An 11668-nucleotide genomic window follows, 5' to 3' on the forward strand; every position below is an offset into this window, starting at 1 on the left:
GCTTCTTCCTTCAACCTCAAATTTCCTGATATATGCCTGCCGAATATGGCTTCGGTTCTCCTTTTCAGTGGTAATCTCCTTTGATACCATTCCAAATCAGAGAGGAAATACGGGCATGAACAAAGCCATGATCATCCTCAACCCTTCCTCCGGCAAAGAGAAGGCGCTCGACTACAGCAAGCAGATTGAAGAGGTGCTCCGCCATAAGGGCTACGAGGTGACCAGAATGGAAACCGCACAAGCCCTCGATGCGACCCGATTCTGCCAGACAGCTTGCCGGGATGGCTGCGATCTGGTCGTTTCGGTAGGCGGAGACGGAACATTGAACGAAACGATCAACGGCATCATGGATCAGGATCACCGGCCGAAGCTGGGCATCGTCCCTCTCGGCACGGTCAACGATTTTGCCCGCGCGCTCCGGATTCCGCTCGATCCCGAGGAAGCCATTCGAGCTCTGTCCTCCTCCAACGTGAGAACCGTCGATCTGGGGCAGCTGAACGGCCGCCTCTTCTCGAATGTCGTCGCAGCGGGCTCGCTGGCGGAATCTGTAGCCTCGGTGACCTCGGAGGAAAAGTCCAGGCTCGGTGCTTTCGCCTACTTGAAGGAAGGCATCAAGGAGCTGCTCGGCGGCCCTGCCCATCCCATCGTCGTCGAGCATGACGGCGAGCGCTGGGAAGGCGATTCTCCGTTATTTCTCGCCGCTCTCACCAACTCGGTCGGCGGCTTCGAGAAGCTTTCGCCGAATGCATCCGTTGACGACGGATTAATCCACGGCTTTATTATCCGGGACATGAACGTCTTCGATACCATTGCGGCCGGCTTGTCCCTCTGGTTCGGCAGCCTGAAGGACAAGAAGGATGTCATCTATTTTACGGCCAAGAAGATCCGGATCACCTCGCCGAAGCCGCTCCGCACCAATGTAGATGGCGACGAAGGGCCCGCGCTGCCGATCGAGATGAGCGTCCTGCCGGGATATCTGCAGGTCATCGTTCCCGAGGAAGGATAGTTCTCTCTGCATGGATTCCTTGCTTGTCCTGTGAGCCGATTCCATGCCCATGCTTGAGCCGGCCTCGGCCAATAGAGGCTTTTCTTCCGCATGAGAAGGGCAAATTACCAAGAATCACTTAGCATTACTTAGACTCGCCTATGTTTCCATCCTCTTCATTCCCATCCTGGCAGGCGGCGAGGCTGACTCCATTCCAGGCGTCCCAGCCTCTCTTGCTTCCCCCTCATCCCAAGGAAAAAGCCAACCCGGCAATCGGGTTGGCTTAATGATATGTTGCGTTCATTCCCGCACCTTCCGGCAGAGATGCGGTCCCATACGAGCTGGCATCGTCTCTGGAACTCCGCAGCGATATGACCGGATCCTCCGCCTTCGTCTCTTAGCTGAACACGCTGTCTCCCAAATTCAACGACGGATCGGAACCGCTTTAAGCTCCTGTGCCCGGCGCTGAGCTGTCTCCTGGAGCGACGCTGCCCGTACCGTCGCCCTGGCCGGGCGCCTGTCCTCGGCCTCCGCCGCCGAAGCCTTTGCCGCCGCCTCCCGGACCGCGGCCTCCGCCGCCGCCAAACCCGCTCGGCGCCGTCGTGACGCCGGACTCGTTGACATAGGTGACCTTGTCGCCAAGGGTGAAGGTGACGACCTTGGTGCCGCCGCTGTACGTTCCGCCTTCATAAAGGCCGCCCTTTTGCGTGCCGGTCGAACTGCCGCCGGTAGAGATCGTGTAGCTTTCTCCCGCCTTGAGCTCCGGTGCCGAGATGACGAGGCTCTGGATCGCCTTGGACGGGGCGAAGGTTGCGACGGCCTTGCCCGCGCTGTCCGCCAGCGTCATCAGCGTGCCGGCCTGGACTTGAGCCGGGAAGGTCATCAAGACTGCGCGCTGGGAGGAAGTCTCGGATGGAGCCTGCGCCATGCCTGAGCTGCCCGCGGCGATCAGCAAGCCTCCGGATTGCTCGAACGTGCCGTCATAGTCAAGGGAGCCGTTGCCGGACATCGTCGGTCCGTTCACGATGACCGTGCCTCCGGACATCGTGATCGAGCCGTTGGAGTCGAGTCCATCGCCAGCCGAGTCGACCGTCATATACCCGCCGCTGATGGCCAGCAGGGCATTGCCCGCTGCTCCGCCTGGGGCTCCCGTGCCTCCGCCGCCTTGGCCGGCATCCGCGCTCTCGCTGGAGCCCTCCGAGGCGTTGACGCCATCGTCGCTGGCTACGACATGGATCTCTCCGTCCGAGATGGCGATGCTTGCGCTCTCCAGCCCTTCATAGCTGCCGGTGATGTCGACTTTCCCGCCGCTTATCGACAGCGAAGCGCCGGCATGGATGCCGTCGTCGCCTGTGGCGATGGTGAACTCTCCGCCGGCAATGGCGACGGCACCGTTGCTGTGCACGCCGTCATCCGCGGAATCGAGCTTGAACGTGCCGCCCGCCACCGAGATGCCGGCCGACGCCTTCAGCCCCTTGGCGCTGGTCGATTCCGTGCCGGCCGCCTCCGTCGTTCCCGACTCCGTGCCGCTAGGCGTCTGGACCGCCGCATCGCCGGACGAACCCTGCTGCGATCCGGTCGAGCCGGTCGAACCACCCGGCATCGGGCCTTCCTCCTGATGCGGCTCCGCATTGGCGCTGCCTCCGCCGGAGACGATGTCGAATGTACCGCCTTCGATGATCAGCGAGGAAGCCGCCTGAATGCCGTCGTTCTCCGATACGATGGAGAACGTTCCTCCCGCTAGGGCCACATACCCTTTGTCGGCGTCCGTGTCGTTCGTCGACTTGATGCCGTCGCCACCGGCTTTCACCGTGATGCTGCCGTCCTTGACCGCCGCCACATCCTTGCCGACGATGCCGTCGTCCTTGGACTCCACGGCGATCGTGCCGTTGACGATCTTGAGATCGTCCTTGCTCGTGATGCCGTCGTTGTTCAGCGCCGTGACGTTCAGCTTGCCGGTGCCGTTGACCGTCAGGTCATCCTTGCTGTAGATCGCCGCCGTCGGCGTGTCGTCGGCGGTCGTATAGCTGTCGGCGTACTTCTCGCCGTCGGTCACCGCATTTTCCGTTCCCTCCTGAAGGGTCAGCACCGTTTTGCCGGCCGCCTTCACATACACGGCAGGTCCGCTGGAGTTGACGATCTCGGCGCCGTTCAGCACCAGATGAACGATGCCGTCGTCCTTGACGTCCACGATGACGCCGCCCTCGAGCTTGCCGCTCAGCACATACGTCCCCGCCGCCGTGATCGTCACGGTTCCCCCGTCGGCAGCTGCGCCGGAGCCGTCGACGCTGGCGCTTGCTCCGCTGAGCTTGATCGCGGTCGAACTCGCCGCGTCCCATGCGGCGGAGATGTCGTCGTCGTCATAGGAGACGACATCCGCCAGCTTGAGTCCCGCCAGCTTGGCTGTGGCCGCAGCTGCATCCGCCGTATTCGCCGTATTCGTCGAGGCATTCACGGCCGTGCCGCCGCTTGCATTGGCAGCCGAATCCGTCGAATTTGTATTGCTGCAGCCCGCAGCCACAAGCGCCGACAGGAGCAGCAGCGCGGCAAGCTTGGTTTGGTATGGATGTTTCATGGTCATCGACCTCTTTTCGCTTAGTATTCCTGCACGACAGGACTCATCGTGAGGGTAATGTCCAGGTTGCCGTTGCGGGTGCGGACGGCATCGAGAAATTCCTTCTGGTTCGTTTCCGGTCCCATTTTCACCGAATACACCAGTTCATACAGGCTGCCCAGCTCCGTCGTACGCACTTTCTTCAGCTCATAGCCGACGTTGAACTTGCGGAACACTTCGTGGAACGCTTCTTCATAACCGAGATTTTCGGGAATCGTCACCTTCAAGGTTTTCATGGCTTCCTTATGGGAGCCGAAGTTCACGGATTTCAGGACAAACATGAGCCCGCACAGGATGATCGTGAACAGCACCGCGTAGCCGAGAGCGCCGACGCCGCAGGCGAGGCCTGCCGCCATGGAGAACAGGACGTACGAGATGTCCTTGGCATCGCCCGGAGCGCTGCGGAAGCGGATGATCGAGAAGGCGCCCGCAAGGCTGAACGCTCTGGCGATATTGCTGCCGATGAGCAGGATGATGATCGCGACGATGACGGGCAGCACGATCATCGTGAGCGTGAAGCTCTGCGAATACGCGGGCTGGGTCTTCATGTAAGTGAGGCTGATGATGGCGCCGACGGCGATCGCGGTCAGGACGGTGAGCAGCGCATGAGGCAGCGTCAGCGTCGTATCTGTGGCGGTCGAGGCGAAGATGGATTCGATCATAAAACGATTCTCTCCCTTTCGATCTGCGTTGCGTTTGCATGGCGGATGGATTGTTTGTATTCGTTGCCGTACTTGGAAAAGCTGGTGCGGTACATGCCGAGCTCCGACAGCAGCTGCGCGAGCCAGACGGGGATCGTCTTCTCGGCCTTCACTTCCATCAGCCACTGCCCCCGCTCCATCAGCCGCTCCCCGTAATCGCCTTTCTCGAGCAGCAGGTCATGCCGCCGGGAGCGGATATTGGTGTCGAACGTGATCCGCAGATCGCGGCTCTCCTTGCTGAACAGCGCGATGCGGTCGTAAGCGAGATACGTCATCGGCTCCAGCTCGTACCGGCTCAGGAAATACTCGATTTCATTCATCACCTGCCGGTTCATTCCTTGCCGCCAGACCGGCTGGCAGCCTGTCCGGACGAACTCGTAGGCTTCGCCCAGCCTCATCGCCGACCTTCTTTTGTTGACGAGGCCGAATACCTTTTTCTTGAGCTCCAGGTAGACCTTGGCGTCGCTCCCCGGCACCCCGTAAGCGCGGATGCGCAGCTTCTCCCTGTACTTCGGCTTCGAGAGGCTGGTGCGGATGAGCGAGTGATGCTCGGTATCATAGTAGAGATTGCTGATGGAGTAGAACTTGTCGTCGCGGTTGTATTCATCGAGCTCCATGTATGCCATCAGGCGGTTGTAGATGGCGTAGAACGCTTTCGTATCCATCAGATACTTGTTCTCGTACCGGTTGAACACTTCGATCGCCACTGGGCAGCGCCCCTTTCCAAGTCATATCGGGCGATTGCCTCGCCCCTTCATGTCTGTAGCTTAGAGGGTCAACCTTTAACGAAACTTAAACAATTGCCAGGAAGAAAAATAGATGTCCGCGAAGACGTTCAGGGACTTTCTCTTCCGCCAGATATGCTTCTCCAGCGCGCTCCTATATTTAGGGCTTGGGTGCATACGCGCCTGAATGCTAGGATTAAGGTTGATTAAAGGTTCGCTTCCTATAATGGGCGTGCAAGGCGGCTTGGAGAGGAAGAGACGGAGGGGACTTGGCTCATGCGCATATTGATTGTCGAAGACGAAGTGCATCTGGCAGAGGCGCTTTCGCAACTATTGAAAAAAAACCATTATTCCGTGGACGTCGTGAACGACGGCCAGGCGGGACTCGATTACGCGCTCAGCGGCATCTACGATCTGCTGCTGCTGGATATCATGCTGCCCGGCATCGACGGGATGACGCTGCTGCGGACGATCCGCACGGAAGGCATCGCGGCGCCGGTCATCATGTTGACGGCCAAGGGCGAGGTCTCGGATAAAATCTCAGGCCTGGACTACGGGGCGGACGATTACATCGCCAAGCCGTTCAACACCGACGAGCTGCTGGCCCGCATGCGGGCGGCTCTGCGGCGCAAAGGCGAGGTCGTGCCGGAGGACGGGCTGAGGTTCGGCAATATCGAGCTGAACACCTCGACGCTGAAGCTATCGTGCCAGGGCAAGGAGCTCAAGCTGATCCTCAAGGAAAGCGAGCTGCTCGAGCTGCTCATCACGCGCAAGTCGGCCGTGACGTCCAAGGAGCAGATGATCGAGAAGCTGTGGGGCTTCGACTCCGAGGCGGAGCACAACAACGTGGAAGTGTATATTTCGTTTCTGAGGAAAAAGCTGGCGTTCCTGGACGCTTCGGTCCGCATCAACACAATCCGGGGCGTCGGGTATGTACTGGAGGCGACGGAATGATCTTCAATCGGCTGCGCAACCGGTTCCTGATGATGAACATGGCGATCATCTCGATCATCATGCTCGTCGCTTTCGGGTCCATCTACACGATCACCTATCAGAATACGCGTCATGACATCGACATGGAGCTCGGGCGCGTCTCCGATTTCTTCCATCAAGGCGGTCCCGGACAAGGCGGTCCCGGCGGCAAAAAGCAGCCGGATACTTCAGGCCTTGAATCCACCGCCCAGAGCGGAGACGACGGCAGCCCGCACATGGACGGCACGGCTGGCGGCTCTGGCAATGGCTCTAGCGACGGCTCCGGCGGCAGCTTGGGAAGCTCCGATGGGGGCATGAAAACGCAGACGGGCGGCGGCGGCAGAGGAATGAATCCGCCTCCCGAGCGCTCCGTTTCGTTCGCTCTGCGGACGGATGCGGAGTGGAACCTGCTGGCCAAGGACTCGCGCTTCGACATGGACGATGAGTTCTACGAGCTGGCCAAGGAGCGCGCCGTCGCCAACCCGGTCGAGAACGGCCGCTACACGCTCGACGGCACCGACTGGGCGTACAGCACGCAGCGTACCGCGGAAGGGTATTCCATCGTCTATTTGGACGTGACTGCCCAGCAGAAGATCCTCACCACGATGATCTATACGTTCTCCCTGGTCGCTCTCGTCATGCTGGCCGTCATTTATTTTGTGAGCCGCTACTTCGCGGGGCGCTCCATCGCTCCGGTCCGGGAGGCGTTCGACAAGCAGAAGCGCTTCATCGCCGATGCCTCCCATGAGCTGAAGACGCCTCTTGCCGTCATCAACACCAACGCCGACGTGCTGCTCGCGAACAGCGACGACACGATCGCCGCGCAGGCCAAGTGGCTGCATCACATCAAGTCGGAAACCGAGCGCATGAAGACGCTCACCAACGACCTGCTGTACCTGACCGAGATGGAGGACGCCCGCGACCGGATGCTGCAGGTACCGTTCAACCTGAGCGAAGCGGTGGAAAGCGTCATTTTGACGATGGAGGCGGTCATTTACGAGAAGGATCTGGAGTTCTCGTATGAGATCCAGCCCGGTCTGACCACCGTCGGCAGCAGCGAGCAGATCCGCCAGGTCGTCATGATCCTGCTGGACAACGCCGTGAAATACACCAACAAAAAAGGCTCCATCAACGTCGAGTTGATGAAGCAGCATAACCATATTCAGCTGAAGGTATCCAATACCGGGGAGGGAATCCCTCCCGAGCATCTGGAGAAGATTTTCGACCGCTTCTACCGGGTCGACTCCTCCCGCACCCGAAGCGGCGGCGGCTACGGGCTGGGTCTGGCGATCGCGAGGTCGATCGTGGAGCAGCATGGGGGCCGGATCTGGGCAAAGAGCGAGCCTGGCAGCTCGACAGCCTTTTATTTCATGGTGCCCTCCGTTTTTTAAACTTCAATTCCCGCTTACCGGCTCGTGCTTGCTGTGCACGAGGAAGAGGAATGACGGAGCGCGGCGTTATCTACGCCTGAATCAGGCAGCACGGCCAAAAAAACGCAGGAAGCGTCTCGAAAGAGCGCATCCTGCGTTTTTATAATTCCCATACATTCGGTTTCATCAATCGTGTTTCCGTCTCATTCATGTCCTGACTCATTCATGCCTGACTCATTCATGCCTGACTAATTCATGCCTGACTCATGCATGTCTGATTTATGACTGTTGGATTCATTCGTTTCCTCATCCTTGCGTCAGTTCAGCTCCACCGTCTTGTTCATATCCATATGCTCCTGCTTGCCCGTCATCTTCTTGAACAGCTGGGCCACCATCTTGACCTTGTTGCCGGTTTCCCAATATTCGGCCGTCTCGGCCTTCACCTTGATCAGCACCAGATCCGGATCGTCGCTCGACATCCCCAGCAGCTTCTCATAGGTCGGATTCCAGATCTCCTTGATCTTGGACCTGTCGCTCACCAGCTCGGCTTCGCCGCGGACCGATACATACGATTTTCCTACATAGGCGACATTGACGCTGGGATTATGCTGGAGCTCCTCGAACTTGTCCGTCTCCTTCTTCGTGATGAACCACAGGTCTCCGTCGAACTCGACCTCCTGAGTCTGCATCGGACGGGACACCAGACCTTCATCCGTTACCGTCGTAAGCATCGCGATATCGATTCCCTTGATCAGATCCCGGACCTTCTCGACTGCCTCCTGGCTTGCGGTGTGTTCGTTAGACATGCCGTCACCTCATTCGTTTAGTTTGATTTCATCTTGCGTCATTTAGATCCATGTTGCTCCGACAAGCGGATTCAGCTTGCACTCTACAAGCCTTTCCAAGTGTTATCTTCTTAAACGGAATGAAAGCCAGCCAAACCGCACGATTCCCCGCAAACCCTTCCATTCTTGTCCAATCATCTCAAGCGCAGCGCCAAGCTCTTTCTCGGCCGCCAGGCCGCCGCATCGGACCCAAGGTTCATCCGCTTGCCGCTATCGGTGAATATGTGGATAAATTCGTTCATAAGTTCGATGTCTCGCCTATCCACATGTGGATATCTGCTTAACTTTGAAATCCTCTCTTATCCACAACCGGAATCCAATTTTCACCGCAGCTCCAGCAACGGCAAAAAAGCTTCTCTCCCGCCTGGGGAAAGAAGCTCTTCAGGACGTCCTGCCCTGCCGGCAGTCCGTGCGGTCTTGCTATCTCATCCGGATTATACGATCAAGAATTCCGCTTTCTCTTCGCACAAGTCACATTTCACCGGCGGGTCCCAATTCGCAAAATGCGTTTCATTCAGATTCACCATATCCGGCGCATCCTCGTACTCATCCACGAACTTGTCCAAAGCCAGCTCAATATGCTCCTTGCACACGCAATACATTCGATGACCTACCCCGCTTCGTATCTTGTAAGTTTACCTTCGTCCCTACCATTGTACCACATCCCCGGCAGAGGCACTCAATTCCCTTCTTCCGGGAAATAAAAGAAAATCCGGCCTGCAGGCTGCAAGCCGGATCGATCCATCGCCCTCTATCGCTCCAATCACACTACTCGTCGTCCGCCTTATCCTGAAGCTTGAACGTGACGGTCTCCTGCTTGGAGTCGCGATAGAACGTCACCTTGATCTTGTCGCCGATCCGCTTCTTGCCGTACAGGTACTTGCGCAGCTCCATCGTGCTGCTGATCGGCTGATCGTCCAGCTGCACGATGACGTCGTTGAACTGCAGCCCCGCATCCAGAGCGGGACCGACCGACTCCAGAACGATGACGCCCTTTTTGACATCGGCAGGAAGCTTCGGACCGGAGCTCTCGGCAGCGTCGTCCGATCCCTGCGCGGAGCCCGGCAGGCTCTGCTGCGCGAAGTAGGAAGCCAGATCCAGCGTATAGACCCCGAGATATGGACGCGGAACCTTGCCGCTTGCCATCAGCTGATCGACGATCGGAATGACGTTGTTGACTGGAATCGCGAAACCGACTCCTTCAACCCCGACATCCGCGATCTTCATGCTGTTGATTCCAATCACCTTGCCCTGCATGTCGATGAGCGGACCGCCGCTGTTGCCCTGATTGATGGATGCATCGGTCTGGATGACCTCCTGCTCCCAATCGTAATTGCCGTCCTGGCTCAGCGAGACGGGAATGATCTGCTTCGTCTTGCTGACGATGCCCATGGACAGGGAGTCGCCGAGGCCGAGGGGATTGCCGATCGCCATGACCATCTCTCCGGACTGGAGCTTGGAGGAATCGCCGAGCTCCGCCACGATGTCGATGCCCTTGCCGTCAATCTCCAGCACAGCCAGATCCGTGATGTAGTCGCTGCCTACCAGCTTGGCGGGACGCGATTCGCCGTTGATGCGGACGGCCTTCAATGCCGATGCGCCTTCCACGACGTGGTTGTTCGTGATGATGTACGCCTTGCCGTCCTTCTTGGCGAAAATAACGCCGCTGCCGACGCTTGCCGGCTGCAGCTCGCCTTCCGGCGCGTCCTCTGCCTGGCCTTCCGGCGTATCCGGCTGCATCGCGCTGCCCCCGTCTCCGTTGTCCGCGGACCCGCTGCCGCTCTGGCCGCCGTCGGGAGCCGCTTGCTCGTTGACGATGCTGACGACTGCCGGGCGCACCTTCGCGGATGCGGCGACGGTCTGCTGGATCGCGTCGCCGGGAGCGACCAGTCCGGCCGCTGGCGGCGACGCCGCCTCGCTGACCGCGGCAGCCTGAGTGCCGCCGCTGCCGATGGCAAGCGTCAGCACCAGGACGATGACGGCCCCGCTTGCGGCCGATACGGCCACGAGGCGTCCCGCTCCCCAGCTTCTGCGGCTGCGCAGCGGGAACCCGGAGATTGGCTTGCGGTTTTTTTTGCTTGTGCGCCGGGATACTGCTGTCGAATAAAACTCATCGTCGAACAATCCCACTGTAACCCGCTCCTCCCGTGATATGCGCACGCAGTAACTGCCATATAGTTAAGCATACGTGCCTGACTGATTTTCAACTACAGGATGTTTTTTCTCTACTTGGAATGATTTCGGAAGATTCGTCTAGAATAATAATAGAGAGCCGGTCTGCCTGTTACTTATTCAACGACTCCGAGGCACCGAATGTTGCAGGTCCGCTCCAATCTTGGTCAAAGGAAGTGATTCCGACATGGATATCAAGCTTGTTCAACCGCCGGCTGGAGTCCCTAACGCCTGGGACCAGGTAACCCTGCACGCCAAGATGGGAGATCTGGCCGATACCCAGTACCGCACCCTCCTCGCGCTGAGCGCCATGCTGGAGCTGCTCGTCGAAAAGGGCCTGCTTACCCGGCAGGAGCTGGAGGCCAAGGCCGCTCAGCTGGAAGCCGCGGACAACGAGCCGCTCAAAGCGCTTTCCGCTTTATTCGATCCCATGGAGTAGGCTGGTCGGGATACGTTCCGCGCAGCGGATGCTCGTCCTGCCGGAAGAAATGCCCCTTGTCCTCCATGACTTGGTTCACCGTCAGCCTGGCCAGATCCGGCATGTTGTGGTTCAAGCTGAGATGAGCCAGGTATACCCGCCTCGTCCGGTCCGTCATGAGCTCGCACAGCGCCTCTCCGGCGGCCTCGTTGGACAAGTGGCCGATATCGCTGAGAATCCGGCGCTTGATGTTCCATGGGTACCGGCCCATGCGCAGCATCTCCGGATCATGGTTCGATTCCAGGACGAGCACGTCGGAATCGATGATGTTGCGGCGGACGATGTCGCTGACATAACCGAGGTCCGTCGCCAGGCTGAGCTTGTAGCCGTCATCCGTGAACGTGTAGCCGACCGGCTCGGCCGCGTCATGGGAGATCGGATAGGAGCGCACTCCCATGCTGCCGAACTGGATCTCCTCTCCGGTGCCCATCACGACGCGCCGCTCTTGCGGGACGTTGCCCGCGTGCCGCTCCAGAGCCGCCCAGGTCGCCTCGTTGGCATATACAGGCAGCTCGTATTTGCGCGCCAGCGCGTTCAATCCCTTGATATGGTCCGAATGCTCGTGCGTGATCATCAGCGCGTCCACGTCATGCCCTGTCACGCCTTGAAGATACATGAGCTCCTCCAGCTTCTTGAGGCTGAGCCCCGCATCCACCATCACCGTCTTGTCCCCGCTCTGCACCAGCGTCGCATTGCCCGTCGAGCCGCTCGCCAGCACAGTGAATCTGAATTCCATTCCGCATGTTCCTTCCTTACGCTCCAGGCGTTCGCTCCTGCAGGCCTTACGCTCTATCGCCATGAAGCAT

11 protein-coding genes are annotated in these 11668 nt (G+C 59.0%); 4 read left to right on the forward strand and 7 right to left on the reverse strand.

Annotated features, from left to right (window positions below; all coding sequences use genetic code 11):
* Positions 1–115: 115 nt before the first annotated feature.
* A complete protein-coding gene (locus tag ACLBWT_RS12095; protein WP_447663372.1) occupies positions 116–1006 on the forward strand; it encodes a diacylglycerol/lipid kinase family protein in 891 nt (296 codons plus the stop codon).
* Between the two features lie 424 nt (positions 1007–1430).
* On the opposite strand, the gene ACLBWT_RS12100 is transcribed toward ACLBWT_RS12095, so the two are convergent.
* From ACLBWT_RS12100 to ACLBWT_RS12110, 3 genes are read right to left on the reverse strand one after another with little or no spacing between them, the layout of a single operon-like run.
* Positions 1431–3560, reverse strand: coding sequence for a carbohydrate-binding domain-containing protein (locus ACLBWT_RS12100; RefSeq protein WP_447663373.1), 2130 nt, complete (start codon positions 3558–3560; stop codon positions 1431–1433).
* A 20-nt stretch (positions 3561–3580) separates the two neighbouring features.
* Positions 3581–4261, reverse strand: a complete 681-nt coding sequence (locus ACLBWT_RS12105; protein WP_447663374.1) for a DUF4956 domain-containing protein — start codon at positions 4259–4261, stop codon at positions 3581–3583.
* Positions 4258–5007 (reverse strand): VTC domain-containing protein, encoded by a 750-nt coding sequence (locus ACLBWT_RS12110; protein WP_447663375.1) that lies wholly within the window; start codon positions 5005–5007, stop codon positions 4258–4260. Before ACLBWT_RS12110 ends, ACLBWT_RS12105 begins: the two co-directional genes overlap by 4 nt.
* A 294-nt stretch (positions 5008–5301) precedes the next feature.
* Here ACLBWT_RS12110 and ACLBWT_RS12115 point away from each other — a divergent pair, with 294 nt between their 5' ends.
* Entirely contained in the window at positions 5302–5979 is a 678-nt protein-coding gene (locus tag ACLBWT_RS12115) for a response regulator transcription factor (RefSeq protein ID WP_447663376.1), read from the forward strand.
* The gene (locus tag ACLBWT_RS12120) at positions 5976–7388 is read left to right on the forward strand and encodes a sensor histidine kinase (RefSeq protein ID WP_447663377.1); all 1413 of its coding nucleotides are present in this window, start codon (positions 5976–5978) and stop codon (positions 7386–7388) included. Before ACLBWT_RS12115 ends, ACLBWT_RS12120 begins: the two co-directional genes overlap by 4 nt.
* Positions 7389–7684: 296 nt before the next feature.
* Here ACLBWT_RS12120 and ACLBWT_RS12125 read toward each other — a convergent pair whose 3' ends face one another.
* The 3 genes from ACLBWT_RS12125 to ACLBWT_RS12135 all read right to left on the reverse strand — a co-directional run bounded on the left by ACLBWT_RS12125 (position 7685) and on the right by ACLBWT_RS12135 (position 10342).
* Positions 7685–8173 carry a pyridoxamine 5'-phosphate oxidase family protein gene (locus ACLBWT_RS12125; protein WP_447663378.1) on the reverse strand — a complete coding sequence of 163 codons (489 nt, stop codon included), beginning with the start codon at positions 8171–8173 and terminating at the stop codon, positions 7685–7687.
* A 473-nt stretch (positions 8174–8646) separates the two neighbouring features.
* Complete coding sequence (locus ACLBWT_RS12130) at positions 8647–8814, reverse strand: CxxH/CxxC protein (protein ID WP_021880303.1); 168 nt, start codon at positions 8812–8814, stop codon at positions 8647–8649.
* A gap of 166 nt (positions 8815–8980) precedes the next feature.
* On the reverse strand, positions 8981–10342 hold the full coding sequence (locus tag ACLBWT_RS12135) for a S1C family serine protease (protein ID WP_447663379.1): 1362 nt from the start codon (positions 10340–10342) through the stop codon (positions 8981–8983).
* A gap of 229 nt (positions 10343–10571) precedes the next feature.
* Between ACLBWT_RS12135 and ACLBWT_RS12140 the strand changes: the two genes are divergently transcribed.
* Positions 10572–10823 carry a hypothetical protein gene (locus ACLBWT_RS12140; RefSeq protein WP_447663380.1) on the forward strand — a complete coding sequence of 84 codons (252 nt, stop codon included), beginning with the start codon at positions 10572–10574 and terminating at the stop codon, positions 10821–10823.
* On the opposite strand, the gene ACLBWT_RS12145 is transcribed toward ACLBWT_RS12140, so the two are convergent.
* Complete coding sequence (locus ACLBWT_RS12145) at positions 10786–11598, reverse strand: MBL fold metallo-hydrolase (protein ID WP_447663381.1); 813 nt, start codon at positions 11596–11598, stop codon at positions 10786–10788. The two genes, ACLBWT_RS12140 and ACLBWT_RS12145, sit on opposite strands and share 38 nt — an antisense overlap.
* Positions 11599–11668: the final 70 nt, after the last annotated feature.

Source organism: Paenibacillus sp. D51F (genome assembly GCF_053345695.1).

What these genes read in the sequence shown, in the direction of transcription:
- ACLBWT_RS12100 (WP_447663373.1), bottom strand. Translation starts at nt 3,560, where the DNA reads ATGAAACATCCATACCAAACCAAGCTTGCCGCGCTGCTGCTCCTGTCG.
- ACLBWT_RS12095 (WP_447663372.1), top strand. Translation starts at nt 116, where the DNA reads ATGAACAAAGCCATGATCATCCTCAACCCTTCCTCCGGCAAAGAGAAG.
- ACLBWT_RS12125 (WP_447663378.1), bottom strand. Translation starts at nt 8,173, where the DNA reads ATGTCTAACGAACACACCGCAAGCCAGGAGGCAGTCGAGAAGGTCCGG.
- ACLBWT_RS12140 (WP_447663380.1), top strand. Translation starts at nt 10,572, where the DNA reads ATGGATATCAAGCTTGTTCAACCGCCGGCTGGAGTCCCTAACGCCTGG.
- ACLBWT_RS12115 (WP_447663376.1), top strand. Translation starts at nt 5,302, where the DNA reads ATGCGCATATTGATTGTCGAAGACGAAGTGCATCTGGCAGAGGCGCTT.
- ACLBWT_RS12105 (WP_447663374.1), bottom strand. Translation starts at nt 4,261, where the DNA reads ATGATCGAATCCATCTTCGCCTCGACCGCCACAGATACGACGCTGACG.
- ACLBWT_RS12120 (WP_447663377.1), top strand. Translation starts at nt 5,976, where the DNA reads ATGATCTTCAATCGGCTGCGCAACCGGTTCCTGATGATGAACATGGCG.
- ACLBWT_RS12130 (WP_021880303.1), bottom strand. Translation starts at nt 8,814, where the DNA reads ATGTATTGCGTGTGCAAGGAGCATATTGAGCTGGCTTTGGACAAGTTC.
- ACLBWT_RS12145 (WP_447663381.1), bottom strand. Translation starts at nt 11,598, where the DNA reads ATGGAATTCAGATTCACTGTGCTGGCGAGCGGCTCGACGGGCAATGCG.